Raw genomic sequence first — 16,084 nt, forward strand, 5'->3', positions numbered from 1 at the left:
CTGAGCGGCTCATTTTTGCACCAACCGCAAAGCCATTCTCCGCAATGAGCATGGCTCAGAATGCGGCATTTCAATGCTGATCGCCAGATAAAGCTTCCCATAGCCATCTTCAGGCAGCTATAAGCGCCTTTGTGATCTCTCCCGGCTTGACGCGGCTTGCGTGGCTGACTATAGACACGCGACTTTCCGATAAAGGCCTGCGGTCCTTGGGTGAGCCCGAAATGTGGCTCGGCCCGTCCGCTGGCGAAGAGATAATAGGTGCAATATGTCCCGCAGCTGTGAATTGACCGGCAAGGCTGTCCAGTCCGGAAACAACGTCAGCCACGCCAATAACAGGACCCGTCGCCGGTTCCTGCCCAACCTTTGCAACGTGACGCTGATTTCCGACGCAATGGGCCAGCGCTACCGTCTGCGAATCTCGGCCAACGCGCTTCGCACCGTCGAGCACCGCGGTGGTCTCGATGCATTCCTGGCCAAGGCCAAGGATGGCGAACTTTCGATGCGCGCGCGCCTGCTCAAGCGGCAGATCGCCAAGAAGCTCGAAGAAAACAAAGCCGCCTGATACAGGCGCCCTGTTCCTAGAACATCGCGGTGGCGGGCGAACAGCCCGCCTTCTTGTTTCAGCTGGTGGCATCAACCCAGGATAAAAAAATGCGAATGATCTTTCCCGTATTGCCATTCATGGCCGTTATGGCAGCCGTTGTCGTTGCCTCGAACTACCTTGTGCAGTTCCCGGTCAATTACACCATCGGTGCGCTCAATCTGGCCGACCTTCTGACATGGGGCGCCTTCACCTATCCAGTGGCGTTTCTGGTCACCGATCTTGCCAACCGTCGCTTCGGCCCAAAGGCTGCCCGGCTTGTCGTCTTCATCGGCTTTGTTATCGCCGTTGCGCTGTCAATCTGGCTGGCCTCGCCACGGATCGCGATTGCGTCCGGCTCCGCCTTTCTGATGGCCCAATTGCTCGACGTATCGATCTTCGACCGGCTGCGTGACCGGGTCTGGTGGCTGCCACCATTGGTCTCAACCGTGATCGGCTCAGTTCTCGACACATTTGTCTTTTTCGGTCTGGCCTTCTCGCAAGCGGCCGGCGTCATCGGCCCCGGCGACGCATTTGCCTCCGAAGCCGCCCCGCTGCTTGGCCTTTTTGCCACTGAAGCGCCGCGCTGGGTGTCCTGGGCTCTCGGCGACCTGATGGTCAAATTGCTCGTGGGGCTCGCCATGCTGGTGCCCTATGGCGCTCTGATGCCGGTCCTGGGCGCCCGAGCCCGAGCCTGAGGCCGGCAAGCCTGCACGACCTCACCGGACACGAACCTGAAACACCCTCACCATCCTTAATGGCGGGGGTGTTTTTACTGGTCACCAAGATAGCGGAATTCCAGGATCAGATTGCGCTGCAGGATCGAATGGTTGTCATCTGAAACCAGCGTGATGAAGATTTGCCCATCTTCATCTGTGGTCACGTCGAGACCTTCCATATTGTCGATCTGATAGCCGTAGTCGGCCTCAAGAATGGTTTCCCCGTCCACCAGATTTCCCGGCCCCAGCCGGCTGCCGTCAATGCGCCGGATACGCATCCCAACGCCCTGAGCGATCGAGTATCGGCGTTCCAGCAGCAACAGGTCACCATTGGGCAGAAAGTCACCATCAGTAATGTCGAATGGCGGATCCCGTTTGACGAAAAACACACCCTTGGACGGCCCGGTCAGAATGGCGGCGTAGACGTCGCCGCTCTCATTGAGGCTCCTTTCGGAAACAGCCACCACCGCGCCGGACAGCTGAGACGCTGCGGGCGCAACGGCGATCATTTCCAGACCCCGGTTGCTCCGGAATTCAGCGGTTGGAATGAGAACCGGCAAGGATCCCAGCGGGGTTGAAGCACCGGGACCATCTGCAGGATAGACATCGACCCTGTGACGGCGTTCGAAGCTGACGAGAACCTCATCCCGGCGCAGCGCCATGCCTTCCGCATCAAACATCCATTTTTCGTCCGACCCGTTGCCCAGGGAATCGAGAATCGGCGAGACGGTGAAATCCTCAACGCCAAACATCCGGCCGTTTGCATCGCGTTCAAGCCGTCCCGCATACCAGAAACCCGTATCCATGACGCCGAGAAACCGGCTTCTGTCCTCTGCAAGCCGGATTGCCGACATGGCACCGAGGAAAGAACTAGATGAACTCAATTCCAGTCCGCCATGGAACTCGAAATCGCCAAACCTTTTCTGTGAAGACCCAACCTTGAAATTCTCGATCAGCCGCGAACTGATGGAGATCGAACCATCATCGGCATTGAGCGGTGATGCCGCCACGGCACCAAGGAGGGCAAGGGCGGAGGCAGCCATCAGCCGCCAGAGGGTGACGCCTGTCTGCGTCCGCGTCCCGGTAGCGGCGCTCACGCGCGTCTGCGCCCGCGCCGGGATTGCGGTGCACCAGCCTCATCGGCGAAAAGTGCGGCCAGCTGCTCGGTCATCGCGCCCGCCAGCTCCTCTGCGTCCACAATGGTCACCGCGCGGCGGTAGTAGCGGGTCACATCATGGCCGATGCCGATGGCCAGCAACTCGACCGAGGACTTGGTCTCGATCTCCTCGATCACGGCACGCAAATGTCGCTCCAGGTAGTTCCCCGGGTTGACCGAAAGCGTTGAATCATCGACCGGCGCACCATCCGAAATCATCATCAGAATCTTGCGTTGTTCAGGCCGCCGCTGCAGCCGCGAATGGGCCCAGATCAGCGCCTCGCCGTCGATGTTTTCCTTGAGCAGGCCTTCGCGCATCATCAGCCCGAGATTGCGGCGCGCGCGCCGCCACGGAGCATCGGCGGACTTGTAGACGATGTGGCGCAGATCGTTGAGCCGGCCAGGAGCTGGAGGCTTGCCACCGGTGAGCCACTTCTCGCGGGCCTGACCACCCTTCCAGGCCTTGGTAGTAAAGCCCAACAGTTCGACCTTGACACCGCAACGCTCCAGCGTGCGCGCCAGAATGTCGGCGCAGGTGGCAGCCACCGTGATCGGGCGCCCGCGCATCGAGCCGGAATTGTCGATCAGCAGCGTCACCACCGTATCGCGGAAATTTGTGTCCCGCTCCATCTTGAACGACAGCGGCTGCATCGGATCAATGATCATCCGCGGAAGCCGTGCGGAATCGATGTAGCCCTCTTCCAGATCGAAATCCCATGCCCGGTTCTGCTGCGCCATGAGGCGACGCTGAAGGCGGTTGGCAAGACGTCCGACCACACCTTGCAGATGCGCAAGCTGCTTGTCGAGAAACACCCGCAGCCGCTCGAGTTCGGCTTCGTCGCACAACTCTTCGGCGGAGATCTCCTCGTCGAATTCGGTGGTGAACACCTTGTAGTCGATCTTCTCGTTGAGATCGGCAAACGGCTCGTTGGACTTGCGTGTCTCGCCCGGCGTCTCGGCATCTTCGTCGCTGTCGTCGATGGTGTCGTCGTCGCCAACCTCGGCGCCGTCCATCTCGCCAGAGTCCATCTGCTCCTCAGAGGTTTCGCTCTCGTCCGCAGGTGCGGCATCGGAACCCGCCTCCTCCTGAGAGGACTGCTCATTTTGCTCTTCGCTGCGCGGCTGGTCCTCGTCGGACACCTCGTCCTGTTCGTCCTGCTCGCTGTCGTCCTCGCCGTAATCCTCGGCCATCTCCATGGCTGACAGCATTTCGCGCACGACCTTCGCAAAGGTCTGCTGGTCATCGACCGATCTTTCCAGAGTGCCGAGGATGTCTCCAGCCTTGTCCTCGACAAAGTCCCGCCAAAGATCGACAACCTGGCCGGCCGATTCCGGCGGCTGACGTCCGGTCAGCTTCTCGCGCACCATCAGCGCCATGGCCTCTTCAAGCGGCGCATCCTCGCGGCTGGTGATGCCCTGGTAATTTGCACGCTGATATTTGTCATCAAGCATCGAGGTGATGTTGTCACCGACACCAGTCATCCGCCGCGCGCCGATGGCCTCGACCCGGGCCTGCTCCACCGCATCATAGACCGCGCGGGCATCAGCCCCCTCAGGTGCCATCCGCATGTGAGTCGCGTCATCATGGCACGCCTTGCGCAATGCCATCGAATCGCCAAGTCCGCGGGTAACCGAAAAATCGTGCCGGGTTGGACGCTTGGGTAGATCGGGCAGCCGCGCGCGCTCACCCGAAAGCCCGGGACGGTCATTTCCAAAGGCCACTTCGAGCTCATGATCGCCGGCAATGGCACGCACGCAGCCGGTCAGGGCCCGCCGGAACGGTTCGGCATCCACCACGCCCGAAGGCTTTGATTTTGAATTATCGCCGGGTCCGGCCATGGCGTGTCCCGTCAGGCGGTTGCGCTGAGAACGATGTTGGCGGCGCTTTCCTTCAACTCGACGCCAAAGGCGCGCTGGTAATGTTCAGCCACCAGAGCACGCTCCAGCTCATCACACTTGTTCAGGAAGGTCAGCCGGAAGGACAGCGCCACATCACCAAAGATCTCGGCGTTCTCCGCCCAGGTGATGACCGTACGCGGGCTCATCACTGTCGACAGGTCACCATTGATGAAGGACGAGCGGGTCATGTCTGCAACCCGCACCATGCGCGAGATCGTGTCGCGGCCATCGCCCTTGGCGAATTCCTTGACCTTGGAAGCGACAATATCGACCTCCTGATCATGCGGCAGGTAGTTCAGCGTGGTTACGATCGACCAGCGGTCCATCTGGGCCTGGTTGATCTGCTGGGTGCCATGATAAAGCCCGGTGGTGTCTCCGAGGCCGACCGTGTTGGCCGTCGCAAACAGGCGGAACGCCGGATGCGGCCGGATCACCCTGCTCTGGTCGAGAAGCGTCAGCCGGCCCGAAGATTCCAGCACCCGCTGAATAACAAACATCACGTCGGGACGGCCGGCATCATATTCGTCAAACACCAGCGCCACATTGTGCTGGTAGGCCCATGGCAGAATGCCGTCCTTGAACTCGGTGATCTGAAGCCCGTCGCGCACGACGATCGCGTCCTTGCCGACAAGATCGATACGGCTGACATGGCTGTCCAGATTGACGCGCACACAAGGCCAGTTGAGCCGGGCCGCAACCTGTTCGATATGCGTCGATTTGCCGGTGCCGTGATACCCCGAAACCATCACCCGCCGGTTGTGGGCAAAGCCCGCCAGGATCGCCAGCGTGGTTTCACGGTCAAAAAGATAATCGGGATCAAGATCCGGCACATAGGAGTCCCGTTCCTTGTAGGCCGGGACAACGAGGTCTGAATCGATGCCAAAAACCTCACGGACACTCGCTGTGGTATCGGGCAGATTGGTAATATCGAGGTCGATCTTGCTCATCATCTCTCCAGGGCCTGGCGTTCACGCCTGCGGGCCATCTTCTCACATCCGGTTTGATCCTGCTTTAGACTGTTCGCTTAGCAGAAACCAGACTGCTTTAACAATTGATAGGCTTGGATAACGGCCCGGAAACGATCCTCCGAACCACGATCACCGCCATTGGCGTCCGGGTGGTGTTTTTTGACAAGGTCCTTGTAGCGCGCCTTGATCTCCGCAGATGTCGCATTTGCGGCGAGACCAAGCGTATCAAAGGCCTTGGTCTCAAGCGACTTGACCTTGCGCGCCCTGACCGGCTTGTTGGGCCGGGTCTCATTGAAGAACCCGTGCGGATCGCGCATCCGTGCATGGGCACTGGCAGATCCGGAGCGGGCCTTGGACTGGGTCGGACCGTTCTTCGCCGCCCGGTTCACACCCATGCCCCAAGTCGGGCGGTGACCGGTCAGCGCCTCTTTCTGATAGCGCGCGATCTCACCGTCCGAGAGGCCGGAGAAATAGTTGTAGCCCTTGTTGTATTCCCGCGCGTGATCGACACAGAACAGAAAATACTGCCCTTCCGCATCACGTCCCACAGGCGCCCGGTGCACGCCCGGTTTGTCACAGCCGTCCCACTGGCATTCAGGCGTGCTCGGTTCGGCTGCACGTTCGCCTTTGCGGCGGACCCTGATGCGGTCAAAATATTTCGAATCCAGTTTCATGACGTCGATTATGGTGCTCTACACGTGAGGGAACAAGGATTGACAAGGATGATTCAAGCTGCGTACCCCGTCTTGCCTGCGAATGCCACCGCACATTTGCAGGCATATGAAAATTATATCCGGATCGGCAATCAGGAGCTTCATCATGTCACGGCAAAGCCGCATTGAAACAGCGCTTAACGAACGCTTCGCCCCTGAGCGCCTCGTGGTGATCAACGAAAGCCATTTGCACGCAGGTCACCATCATTCCGGCAGCGATCATCATGACGCATTCGATGGAACCGGAGAAACCCATTTCCGCATCCGCATCGTCGCCGAAGCCTTTGCCGGCATGTCCAGGATCAATCGCCACCATGCGGTCAACGAATTGCTCAAGAACGAACTCGACAGCGGCCTCCATGCCATGGCCGTCGAGGCCGCAGCCCCCGGCGAGCCCACTCGCTGGTAGGCCGGCAACCAAGACGCCACGCAGTCCCCGTGCTTGCCGCCGGCATACAAAGACAAATGGCTACAGCTTGTCAGCCGGCCGGATCCGAAGCCGGGTGATCCGGTTGCGGTCCCGTTTCATCACGATGAATCGCTTGCCATGGAAGGTGAAGGCCTGCTTCTCCTCAGGAATCGTCTGCGATTCGTGAATCACCAGACCAGCCACCGTTGTGGCTTCATCGTCAGGCAGTGACCAATCGAGAGCCCGGTTGAGGTCGCGAATCGGCACCCAGCCATCCACCACCACCGAGCCGTCGGCTTCCTGGCGGACACCTTGGACCTCGGTGTCGTGCTCATCGGCAATTTCACCGACGATCTCCTCGAGAATATCCTCAAGTGTCACAAGGCCCTCCACTTCACCATACTCATCCACCACGATGGCAATATGAGCCTTGCGCCGCAAAAAGGCGTTGAGCTGATCAGGCACACTTGTGGTATCGGGCACAAACCAGGGTTTCTGAGCAATCTTGGTCACATCAATGCGCTGCGGCTCGTTCGCCGCATCGGCCAGCGCTCGCAACACATCCTTGGCATGAACAATGCCGATAATGTTGTCCGTCGAACCACGCCAGATCGGCATCCGCGTGTACGGGCTGTCGAGTACGGCGCGAACATTGGCTTCAGACGTATCCTCGGCATTGAGCATCCGCATCGATGTGCGGTGGATCATGACGTCCGACACTTCGAGCTCTCCAAGATCGAGCACGCCACCCAGCCGGTCCCTGTCGGTCTTCGCCACCGAACCTTCGCGGTGAAGCAGATCGACTGCGCCACGGATTTCCTCATGTGCTGTCAGCATCGAGGTCTCGGACGCAAACGTGACACCAAACAACGCCATGATCTTGCGCACGATCCAGTTGATGAAACTCGACAGCGGGCCGACAACCAGAACGAACACCTTGACCACCGGAGAGACGACCATTGCAAACCGGTCAGGTGTGGAAATCGCCCAGCTCTTGGGCAGGACTTCCGCGAACACCACCAGCAGCAACGTCATGATCAGCGTCGCCAGTGCCACTCCCGAATCACCAAAAACCGACAGCAGCAGACTGGTTGCCAATGCCGAAGCCAGGATGTTGACCAGGTTGTTGCCGATCAGCAGCGCGCCGATCAGCCGGTCCTTGCGTTCGATCAGGGAGCTGACAGTCCCTGCCCGGGTCTCACCGCTGGTTTCAAGCGAATGCATCCGCGCCCGTGACGCAGCCGTCAGGGCGGTTTCCGATCCGGAGAAAAATCCCGAAACGCCGATAAGGCCCAGAATCGCCAGTATGGTCAACCAATGCTCGGCCAGGACTTCACCAATTTGTTCAACAATCATGATGCACGCTTGTCCTCAAGGAATCGAAACACTTCATCCTGCGGCACATCATCGGCGATGAACGATCGACCGACCCCATGTGTGAGAATGAATGTCAGCGCACCGCGCTGGACCTTCTTGTCCTGCGCAATGTGCGTCATCAATATATCGGTACCCGGCAGCCCGCCTTCAATATCCGACATTCGCGTTGGCAGCCCAACCTCCTTAAGATGACGTTCCACGCGGTCCGCGTCGTCAGGGCTGGCAAGGTTCATTCGCGCCGAAAACTGGTGCGCAAGCACCATCCCGATCGCAACGCCTTCGCCGTGCACCAGCCGCTTGCCATCATATCCTGTGGCGGCCTCAAGCGCATGGCCGAATGTGTGGCCGAGATTGAGCAATGCCCGCGCCCCGCTCTCACGCTCATCAGCGGCCACCACATCGGCCTTGGCCTGACAACTTTTGGCAATGGCGTGAATGCGGGCTTCGCCACCGGAAAACACCTCGCGCCAATTGGCTTCAAGCCACGCGAAGAAGTCTGGCCGGTCGATCAGCCCGTACTTGGCCATTTCTGCATAGCCGGCGCGAAACTCCCGTAGCGGAAGACTGTCCAGAACATCGGTATCAGCCAGCACCAGATCCGGTTGGTGAAACACCCCAATCAGGTTCTTGCCGTGCGACACGTTGATTCCGGTCTTCCCGCCCACGGACGAATCCACCTGCGCAAGCAGGCTGGTGGGAACCTGGATGAACCGCATTCCGCGCCTGACAATCCCAGCCGCGAACCCCGCCAGATCACCGATCACCCCACCACCAAGCGCCAGCACAACGTCACCGCGTTCGAGCCGCGCACCCAGAGTGTGGTCGCAAACACGGATCAGTTCATCGAAACACTTGGTCTTCTCGCCCGGCTCAAGCACCAGCGGCTCAGCGTCAATACCGGCCTTCTCGAGGCTCGCGGTCAATGCACCGAGATGGGCGGAGGCGACATTCGTGTCGGTAATCACAGCGCATCTCACCTGCGGCCGCCGCGCGGCAATTTCAGCACCAGCGCGGGCAATCAGGCCAGGTCCGATCAGGATATCATAGCTGCGGTCGCCAAGATCGACGCGCACGGATCGGTGAGGGGGCGTCACGCTCATGATATCTGTATCTCGTCTTGGCCGCCGGCCAGCCGTGCGATTGCAGCGATGGCTTCAGCGGCGATTGTTTCCTTGACGTCATCGCGGGACTGGACCGTAACATCGGCCAGCGCATAGACGGGATAGCGTTGATCGAGCAGATCGGAGAGAGTCTGCTTCGGGTTTGCAGTCTTGAGAAGCGGCCTGGTATCGCGCTTGGAAACCCGTGCCCACAAAATATCAAGATCCGCTTTCAGCCAAACAGACAAGCCTGACTTGAGAACCCTTGATCGCGTTGCCTCATTCATGAATACGCCCCCGCCTGTCGACAGCACGCGCGGCCCGGTTTTCATGAGACGCGTGATCACTCGGGTCTCCAGTGCCCTGAATTCTGCCTCGCCATAGGCTTCGAACAATTCCGCAATGGTCATCCGCGAAACCCGTTCGATCTCGTGATCGGAATCGACGAATGGAATCTCGAGCATCTGCGCAACCAGCCGGCCAATGGCGGATTTGCCCGCGCCCATCAGGCCCACAAACACCAGATTGCGGTGGCCAAGAACCCGGCGGGCACCTGCGATATCCTGCTCCAGCGTGCTTGCCTGCACTCCCGCCACGTTGCGTCCCCGGCCTTTCCGTTCATGCTTATGGCTCTCTATTGGCCATGCGCGGCGATGCGTCAAGCATTGGGGCCATTGCTGTATCATCTTGAAACAACCCGCATGCTGCCGCATAACTCGGTCGGGATCAGACCTCCGGAGTACCAATGCCAAGCCTGTTTCGATTTCTTGCCTTGTGCGCCATCATCGCCGGCCTTGCCTATGGCGCAATGTTCGCGCTGATAATTTACGTCGAGCCGGTGGAGCGGGATATCACCATTCGTGTCCCTACCGACAAGCTCAATCGCTAGGGGATTGCATCCGGTCATGCGCGATCTCAGCGCCGCCCATGTCGAAGCCTTTCTGGAAATGATGAGTGCCGAACGCGGCGCGGCGCTGAACACGCTTGAGGCCTACCGCCGCGACCTCGATGACGCATCATCGGTTGTCAAAGCGCTCGGCTCCACCCTGGACCGGGCCAATGCCGACACCATCCGCACCGTCATCTCGGATCTTGCAGCACGGGGCTTTTCCCCGGCATCCCAGGCGCGGCGGCTTTCGGCATTGCGCCAATTCTACAAGTTTCTCCATGCCGAGGGCCTGCGCGACGACGATCCGACGGGAGTGGTTGAATCCCCGCGCAAACGCCGCTCCCTGCCCAAGATCCTGAGCGTTGATGATGTGAGCCGGCTTCTGGCCCAGGCTGAAGCCGATATCTCAAAGGCCCGCGATGAATCAGAAACCACACAGCGGATCCGCTTTCGCGCCTTGCTGGAACTGCTTTATGCAACCGGCATGCGGGTAAGCGAACTGGTGGGCCTGCCCTACCGGGTGCTCGCAGAAGACGGGCGGTTTCTCATCATTCGTGGCAAGGGCGCTAAGGAACGCATGGTGCCCATGTCGCGCCCGGCCCGCCTTGCGCTTGAAGCCTGGATGGCTGAAATCGGCGAGGTTGCGGAAGAGACGGGCTTCCTCTTCCCGGCCAATTCCAGCGATGGCCATTTGTCGCGGCAGGTCTTCGCCCGCGAACTCAAGGACGTCGCCGCGCGTGCCGGTTTGCCCTCGGCAAAGGTCTCGCCGCATGTCCTTCGTCACGCTTTCGCAAGCCACCTTCTGGCCGGAGGGGCGGATCTGCGGGCAGTCCAGAAATTGCTCGGACATACCGATATCTCCACCACCCAAATCTACACCCATGTGCTCGACGAACGGCTCAAGCAACTCGTCAGCGAACATCACCCCCTTGCAAAGCAGCCGAAAAATCGCGATTAAGCGGGCTTGCTAGGGGCCGGTCAACGGTCGATCATGGCGTGAGAGCAGCAAACAGCGGCGCTTTGATACAGGCACATAACAAAAAGCGGGCGTCCGCGCGGAAACAATCAATGCACAATTACCTAGATTTCGAAAAACCGATCTCCGATCTGGAAGGCAAGATTCTTGAGTTGAGAAAGCTTGCAGGCGAGGACGAGAGCGTCGACACCGGCGAAGAGATCGCGCGGCTCGAAACCCGGGCGCGTGATGCGATGGCGGAGATTTATTCCCGCCTCAACCCGTGGCAGAAAACACAAGTGGCGCGCCACCCGGCCCGTCCGCATTTCCAGGATTACGCCAAGGCCCTGTTCGACGAATTCACCCCGCTCGCCGGTGACCGGAAATTTGCCGAGGACGCTGCCATCCAGGCTGGCTTTGCCAGGTTCCAGGGGCAGCCAGTGGCGCTGATTGGTCAGGAAAAGGGTCACGACACCAAGACCCGCATTCATCACAATTTTGGCTCCGCCCGGCCCGAAGGCTACCGCAAGGCGATCCGTCTGATGGAATTGGCCGACCGGTTTGGGATCCCGGTGGTCACATTGATAGACACCGCGGGTGCCTATCCCGGCGTCGGCGCGGAAGAACGCGGACAGGCCGAAGCCATTGCGCGCTCCACCGAGACCTGCCTCAACATCAAGGTTCCGTTGATCTCGGTTGTCATCGGTGAGGGCGGCTCAGGCGGCGCCATCGCCATCGCCACCGGCAACCGGGTCTATATGCTCGAACACGCGATCTACTCCGTGATTTCGCCCGAGGGCGCCGCCTCCATTCTTTGGCGCGACGCGACGCGTGCGAAAGACGCCGCCACATCGATGAAGATCACGGCCCAGGACCTGCAGGAATTCGGCATTATCGACGGCATCATTGACGAACCCGTGGGCGGGGCACACCGTGATCCCGACAGCGTGATGTCACACACCAGCGACGTCATTTCCGGTGCCTTGTCAGAGCTCTCCGAACAGTCCGGCGATGAGTTGCGGAGCAACCGGCGCAAGAAGTTTCTCAAGATCGGACGCCAAATCGGTTGACGTCCGCCGCATTCGAGCCACATTTGCAAGGGCAATTGGCTCCGCTGTAGCGTTGAACGGCAGCATGGATTTCGGCATGGTTAAGCCTTCGTGAACCCTGCCGGTGGTAAGAGTGCCTGAAACATCCGACCATGAAGCATGATGAATGCGTCTTGTCGGCCAGACTGACAACCGCAACTTTCAAGAGACCCATGGCACCAATGAGATCATTGCGTTTTTTGCCCTTGCTGCTTGTGGTGGGTCTGGTCGGCTGCCAGGATGCACTCGATTCCGTTTCCAACAAGGTTGAACATCCGCTCCCGTCCAAGCTCGTCAACAAGATGAAAGCGAACGACATGAGCACGCGTTCGCCGATCATGATGCGGATCTTCAAGGAAGAAGGCGTTCTTGAAGTCTGGAAGCAGAAAGGCAATGGCCGTTACGACATCATTGCGGCCTATGAGATCTGCAAATGGTCAGGCGTGCTGGGACCAAAGTTCAAGGAAGGCGATCGCCAGGCGCCTGAAGGCTACTACCGGATTTATCCAGCACAGATGAACCCGAACTCGAGCTACTACCTCTCGTTCAACATGGGTTTTCCCAACAGCTATGACCGTTCTCACAACAGAACCGGTTCCAATCTGATGGTTCACGGGGCCTGCTCCTCGGCGGGCTGCTACTCGATGACCGACGAACAAGTGCTTGAGATTTACGGCTTCGCCCGCGATGCCTTCAAGGGCGGGCAGGAATACTTCCTGGTGGAGGCCCTGCCTTTTCGCATGACACCGGAAAACATGGCGCGCCACCGCGACAGCGAACATTTCGAATTCTGGAAGATGCTCAAGACCGGCTACGACCATTTCGAACTGACAAAACGGCCGCCGAAGGTCGAGGTATGCGAACGTAGCTATGTCTTCAACCAGGTGCCTGAAGACGAAGATGCGACTTTCCGCGCGGCCCAGGCTTGCCCGCCCGCAAGCGTTCCCCAGACACTCGCGTCGGCCCATTACGCCTATCAGCAGGACTGGAACCAAGCCTTCACAAGGGCCGCGGCCAAGTTCGATCGTGAAGAAGCCAAGGGACTCGCAGCCGCACAGGCCAAAGCCGAGGCCGAAACTGCGCGCGCTGAACGCGAGGCCGCACGCGAAGCCGAAATCGCAGCCAATGGCGGTGTCCCACCGGAAAATCCGGTGGTGAGCCTGTTTACCGCTGCGAATCCACTCAAGGCGCTGGTACCCGGCCAGGGCGTGCCGAATGACAGTGATGCGGCCCGTGCTGTCCAACAGGCAACTGTGGAGCAGCAGAGCCCGCCGGCGACCGCATCTGCGCCAGTTGAAGCAACGGCCGGCATCCCGGTTCCCACGCCGAACCCTGTCGTTGAAAACCAGCAGGCGGATGCCGGATCGGACAAGCCTTTCTGGAAAATCTGGAGCCGCAATTGAGCGGCAGCGAAACGGAAACGCTGGACCTTCGCGGTTTGAAATGCCCCTTGCCGGTGCTGCGCACACGCAAGCATTTGCGCGGACTGGCCGGTGGCGCACGCATTCGCATTGAAACAACCGATCCACTGGCGGTGATCGATATTCCACATTTTTGCCGCGAGGATGGGCATCAACTGGTGGCAACCGACGCCATGGAAGGCGGCCACGCGTTCATCATCGAAAAGGCCGTTGTCGAAAAGACATGATCCGTAGGGCTACGATTTTCAGCGCGTGGTCCGCATCCCGGGAATGGCGAGCGGATTATCGACCAGCGCAGCTTTGTCTGGCCGACCTATACCTGGCTCGCCCGAAAATCCGGCGAACAGCTCAGCAATGAAGCCCTTCGGCAGATCCCTGGTGATCATCACCAGTCTTGTCTTGCCGTCCCATCCGGCGGGCGGGGCTGGAAGCCGTACCGGTTCCGACATCAGACTTTGCACCGCATGCAGCACCAATGGCCGCGACGGATCGTCGGCCAAACGGACTATTCCTTTCATCCGCAACAGGTTCGGGCCATGCGCTGAGCGGAGGAGATCGAGAAACATGGCAAGGTTTTGCGACTCGATCGCCTGCGCGCTCACCAGCGTGTCGGCGCGGATATGTGCGTCGTGCCGGTTCACATCATGATGATGCCCAGGCTCGTGCCCGTGTTCGGTTCCATGATCATGGGGGTGGCCATGCGTCGCATCGCGGCTCGAAGTCTCGCTGAGCCAGCGGCCCACATCGATACTGTGCGCAGCCGGATCATAGGCGCCGCTGTCAAACAGACCCTGCGCCGACAGATCCGCAGCCTCGGCATCCATGATCCGTGCATTCGGATTGAGCGATACGAGCCGGCTCTGCATGCCGCCATCAGCCATAGCGAGCCCAGTTTTCGAGATCACCAGCGTGTCGGCAACCGCCGCCTGGCGGCGCGCCTCCTCATGCGCATCAAGCGTGGCCAAACCGTTGACCGCATCGACGACAGTAACCACGCCCTCAAGGCGATAGGATTGCCCCAAAGCAGGATGTCCGATCACCGATTGCATCACCGGAACCGGATCGGCGAGGCCTGTCGTCTCAATCACCACCCGCGAGAACGGACGGATTTTTCCGGTTTGCATGCGGTCCATCAGATCCGCAAGCGTATCGACCAGCTCGCCGCGGACCGTACAGCAAAGGCACCCGTCAGAGAGTTCGATGACACCGTCACCGGAGCTTTCCACCAGCAGGTGATCAATCCCGACATCGCCGAATTCATTGATGATCAATGCCGCATCGCTGAGCCATGGGTCACCGATCAGACGATTGAGAAGCGTGGTTTTCCCCGCTCCGAGAAACCCGGTCAGGATCGAGACCGGAACACCGCGCGGCGCGCTCCAGCCGCTTGCAAGCGCAGAATCGCTCATCAGGACAAGATCCTCATGCTTTTCAAAGTTCGGGTCGCGGTACCGGCACCGGAATGGTGATCCCGGGGCGCAAGGGCATTATTGCATCCGCTTTGGAGACGGGAGCAGCAAACGCCGTGACAGGCACGGCACTGCCGGAGAGCACGCCTGTCGGACGAGGCTGCGGAACCGGAATACGTGACAACGCCACCTCGGTCGCCACAGGCGCCACAGCCGCCGGAGCCTGTACAAGACGGGGTTCGCGGGCCGGCTCGACAAGAAACGGCGAACTCAGAACCAGATTTCCGTTTTCATCACGGTTTTTGTCGCGGGCTGCCCGGGCTTCGGAGGAACAGATCTGTGCTGAAATGTCAGCAACAGCATCACGCCCTTCACCGTAGGGCGCAAGGGACGCCAAGCTTGGCGAAACGGAACCAGAGGAGGTCAGTGCCGCCTGAAGCAGCGCTGCAGATCGCTCCGCACGCGCAGTCTGTGACGGTGCGCCCAAAACCACGCTAACCACTGTCCTGCCGTTACGTGTGGCCGATGACACCTGATTGAAGCCCGAGGCACAGATAAATCCGGTTTTCATTCCATCCGCGCCTTGAAACCGGCCGATCAGCAAATTGTAGTTGGTGTGAACCTGCTTGCCGACAGAAAATCCCTCATAGCCAAAATACTGTGCGTATTCCGGAAAATTGCGGCGAGCAGCAGCGGCAAGAACAGCCATGTCGCGCGCTGTTGTATATTGGCCGCTGCCCGGCAGCCCATTCGGATTGACAAAGCGCGTGGCCTGCATGCCGAGCGCCTTGGCCGTTGCGTTCATTTCACGCACGAATGCTTCCTCACTGCCCGACACCGCTTCCGCAATCGCCACGGCAACGTCATTGGCTGATTTCACCATCAGATATTTGAGCGCCGAATCGAGAGGGAAGCGCTCACCGGGCTTGAAATACATCTTGCTCGGCGGCTCCTTGGCCGCATGGATTGACATGGTGACCGGCGTGTCCATGCTCATCTGACCGGATTTGACCGCTGAAAATGCAACATAGGCCGTCATGATCTTGGTCAAAGAAGCGGGATACCAGCGCTGGAATGCGTCTTCATGGGCAATCACGCGCCCCGACCCCACATCGACAGCGATGCTCGGCGTCGCCAATGCCGCAGGCACCGATGCCATGGAGGAGACTGCAATCAGGCAAAACCCAATTCGGCGCATCCGCGAAACCAATGTCATCCCAGCCTTCCTGTTCCCATAACATTGAACGGGTTTGGCTTTGTTGCCCAACCTGAAGGCATCACGCCAGTGGAACAACAACAGCTTTTTCCTCGTCAACTCTTCCTACTTAGCCTATATGGCAGTCAGAAGGCAAAAGACGATGTGGAGCTTCGGCTCAAAGTGCACGCCCCTGCCGGATCCGA

General features: G+C 59.5%; 17 protein-coding genes. 8 read left to right on the forward strand and 9 right to left on the reverse strand.

Translation table 11 applies throughout. The features are described from left to right. Positions 1-265: 265 nt before the first annotated feature. Positions 266-562, forward strand: coding sequence for a 50S ribosomal protein L28 (gene rpmB / locus HPDFL43_RS19525; RefSeq protein ID WP_007199140.1), 297 nt, complete (start codon positions 266-268; stop codon positions 560-562). Positions 563-651: 89 nt separating this feature from the next. Then, entirely contained in the window at positions 652-1,278 is a 627-nt protein-coding gene (locus HPDFL43_RS19530; RefSeq protein WP_052093365.1) for a queuosine precursor transporter, read from the forward strand. Between the two features lie 74 nt (positions 1,279-1,352). Here the strand turns inward: HPDFL43_RS19530 and HPDFL43_RS19535 are convergent, their stop codons facing one another. The 4 genes from HPDFL43_RS19535 to HPDFL43_RS19550 form a co-directional block, all read right to left on the reverse strand. Further along, a complete protein-coding gene (locus HPDFL43_RS19535) occupies positions 1,353-2,396 on the reverse strand; it encodes an esterase-like activity of phytase family protein (protein WP_007199142.1) in 1,044 nt (347 codons plus the stop codon). After that, positions 2,393-4,294, reverse strand: a complete 1,902-nt coding sequence (cobT, locus tag HPDFL43_RS19540) for a cobaltochelatase subunit CobT (RefSeq protein ID WP_007199143.1) — start codon at positions 4,292-4,294, stop codon at positions 2,393-2,395. Before cobT ends, HPDFL43_RS19535 begins: the two co-directional genes overlap by 4 nt. An 11-nt stretch (positions 4,295-4,305) precedes the next feature. Next, positions 4,306-5,301, reverse strand: a complete 996-nt coding sequence (gene cobS, locus HPDFL43_RS19545; RefSeq protein ID WP_007199144.1) for a cobaltochelatase subunit CobS — start codon at positions 5,299-5,301, stop codon at positions 4,306-4,308. 77 nt (positions 5,302-5,378) lie between these two features. Next, complete coding sequence (locus tag HPDFL43_RS19550; protein ID WP_040449375.1) at positions 5,379-6,005, reverse strand: J domain-containing protein; 627 nt, start codon at positions 6,003-6,005, stop codon at positions 5,379-5,381. Positions 6,006-6,141: 136 nt separating this feature from the next. On the opposite strand from HPDFL43_RS19550, the gene HPDFL43_RS19555 reads away from it, so the two are divergent. Next, positions 6,142-6,444, forward strand: coding sequence for a BolA family protein (locus tag HPDFL43_RS19555; RefSeq protein WP_040450579.1), 303 nt, complete (start codon positions 6,142-6,144; stop codon positions 6,442-6,444). Between the two features lie 60 nt (positions 6,445-6,504). Here the strand turns inward: HPDFL43_RS19555 and HPDFL43_RS19560 are convergent, their stop codons facing one another. Genes HPDFL43_RS19560 through HPDFL43_RS19570 form a run of 3 tightly spaced genes read right to left on the reverse strand, consistent with a single transcriptional unit; the run spans position 6,505 to position 9,517 of the window. After that, a complete protein-coding gene (locus HPDFL43_RS19560) occupies positions 6,505-7,800 on the reverse strand; it encodes an HlyC/CorC family transporter (protein WP_007199147.1) in 1,296 nt (431 codons plus the stop codon). Then, positions 7,797-8,921 (reverse strand): 3-dehydroquinate synthase, encoded by a 1,125-nt coding sequence (gene aroB / locus HPDFL43_RS19565; protein ID WP_040449377.1) that lies wholly within the window; start codon positions 8,919-8,921, stop codon positions 7,797-7,799. Before aroB ends, HPDFL43_RS19560 begins: the two co-directional genes overlap by 4 nt. Continuing rightward, positions 8,918-9,517 (reverse strand): shikimate kinase, encoded by a 600-nt coding sequence (locus tag HPDFL43_RS19570; protein ID WP_007199149.1) that lies wholly within the window; start codon positions 9,515-9,517, stop codon positions 8,918-8,920. Before HPDFL43_RS19570 ends, aroB begins: the two co-directional genes overlap by 4 nt. A 149-nt stretch (positions 9,518-9,666) precedes the next feature. Here HPDFL43_RS19570 and HPDFL43_RS19575 point away from each other — a divergent pair, with 149 nt between their 5' ends. From HPDFL43_RS19575 to HPDFL43_RS19595, 5 genes are all read left to right on the forward strand, one after another. Then, positions 9,667-9,810, forward strand: a complete 144-nt coding sequence (locus HPDFL43_RS19575; protein WP_007199150.1) for a hypothetical protein — start codon at positions 9,667-9,669, stop codon at positions 9,808-9,810. A gap of 16 nt (positions 9,811-9,826) precedes the next feature. After that, positions 9,827-10,768, forward strand: a complete 942-nt coding sequence (locus tag HPDFL43_RS19580; RefSeq protein WP_007199151.1) for a site-specific tyrosine recombinase XerD — start codon at positions 9,827-9,829, stop codon at positions 10,766-10,768. 110 nt (positions 10,769-10,878) lie between these two features. Beyond that, positions 10,879-11,835 carry an acetyl-CoA carboxylase carboxyltransferase subunit alpha gene (locus tag HPDFL43_RS19585; protein ID WP_007199152.1) on the forward strand — a complete coding sequence of 319 codons (957 nt, stop codon included), beginning with the start codon at positions 10,879-10,881 and terminating at the stop codon, positions 11,833-11,835. Positions 11,836-12,035: 200 nt separating this feature from the next. Then, positions 12,036-13,256, forward strand: a complete 1,221-nt coding sequence (locus tag HPDFL43_RS19590; RefSeq protein ID WP_040449379.1) for a L,D-transpeptidase family protein — start codon at positions 12,036-12,038, stop codon at positions 13,254-13,256. Then, on the forward strand, positions 13,253-13,501 hold the full coding sequence (locus tag HPDFL43_RS19595) for a sulfurtransferase TusA family protein (RefSeq protein WP_007199154.1): 249 nt from the start codon (positions 13,253-13,255) through the stop codon (positions 13,499-13,501). Before HPDFL43_RS19590 ends, HPDFL43_RS19595 begins: the two co-directional genes overlap by 4 nt. 18 nt (positions 13,502-13,519) lie before the next feature. Here the strand turns inward: HPDFL43_RS19595 and HPDFL43_RS19600 are convergent, their stop codons facing one another. Continuing rightward, complete coding sequence (locus HPDFL43_RS19600) at positions 13,520-14,683, reverse strand: CobW family GTP-binding protein (RefSeq protein WP_007199155.1); 1,164 nt, start codon at positions 14,681-14,683, stop codon at positions 13,520-13,522. A gap of 22 nt (positions 14,684-14,705) precedes the next feature. After that, complete coding sequence (locus tag HPDFL43_RS19605; protein WP_156970344.1) at positions 14,706-15,899, reverse strand: D-alanyl-D-alanine carboxypeptidase family protein; 1,194 nt, start codon at positions 15,897-15,899, stop codon at positions 14,706-14,708. Positions 15,900-16,084: the final 185 nt, after the last annotated feature.

This window comes from Hoeflea phototrophica DFL-43 (assembly GCF_000154705.2).
Classification (GTDB): domain Bacteria; phylum Pseudomonadota; class Alphaproteobacteria; order Rhizobiales; family Rhizobiaceae; genus Hoeflea; species Hoeflea phototrophica.

What these genes read in the sequence shown, in the direction of transcription:
- HPDFL43_RS19605 (WP_156970344.1), bottom strand. Translation starts at nt 15,899, where the DNA reads ATGACATTGGTTTCGCGGATGCGCCGAATTGGGTTTTGCCTGATTGCA.
- HPDFL43_RS19530 (WP_052093365.1), top strand. Translation starts at nt 652, where the DNA reads ATGCGAATGATCTTTCCCGTATTGCCATTCATGGCCGTTATGGCAGCC.
- HPDFL43_RS19560 (WP_007199147.1), bottom strand. Translation starts at nt 7,800, where the DNA reads ATGATTGTTGAACAAATTGGTGAAGTCCTGGCCGAGCATTGGTTGACC.
- HPDFL43_RS19575 (WP_007199150.1), top strand. Translation starts at nt 9,667, where the DNA reads ATGCCAAGCCTGTTTCGATTTCTTGCCTTGTGCGCCATCATCGCCGGC.
- HPDFL43_RS19600 (WP_007199155.1), bottom strand. Translation starts at nt 14,683, where the DNA reads ATGAGCGATTCTGCGCTTGCAAGCGGCTGGAGCGCGCCGCGCGGTGTT.
- HPDFL43_RS19580 (WP_007199151.1), top strand. Translation starts at nt 9,827, where the DNA reads ATGCGCGATCTCAGCGCCGCCCATGTCGAAGCCTTTCTGGAAATGATG.
- HPDFL43_RS19585 (WP_007199152.1), top strand. Translation starts at nt 10,879, where the DNA reads ATGCACAATTACCTAGATTTCGAAAAACCGATCTCCGATCTGGAAGGC.
- HPDFL43_RS19555 (WP_040450579.1), top strand. Translation starts at nt 6,142, where the DNA reads ATGTCACGGCAAAGCCGCATTGAAACAGCGCTTAACGAACGCTTCGCC.
- cobT (WP_007199143.1), bottom strand. Translation starts at nt 4,294, where the DNA reads ATGGCCGGACCCGGCGATAATTCAAAATCAAAGCCTTCGGGCGTGGTG.
- cobS (WP_007199144.1), bottom strand. Translation starts at nt 5,301, where the DNA reads ATGAGCAAGATCGACCTCGATATTACCAATCTGCCCGATACCACAGCG.
- rpmB (WP_007199140.1), top strand. Translation starts at nt 266, where the DNA reads ATGTCCCGCAGCTGTGAATTGACCGGCAAGGCTGTCCAGTCCGGAAAC.
- aroB (WP_040449377.1), bottom strand. Translation starts at nt 8,921, where the DNA reads ATGAGCGTGACGCCCCCTCACCGATCCGTGCGCGTCGATCTTGGCGAC.
- HPDFL43_RS19590 (WP_040449379.1), top strand. Translation starts at nt 12,036, where the DNA reads ATGAGATCATTGCGTTTTTTGCCCTTGCTGCTTGTGGTGGGTCTGGTC.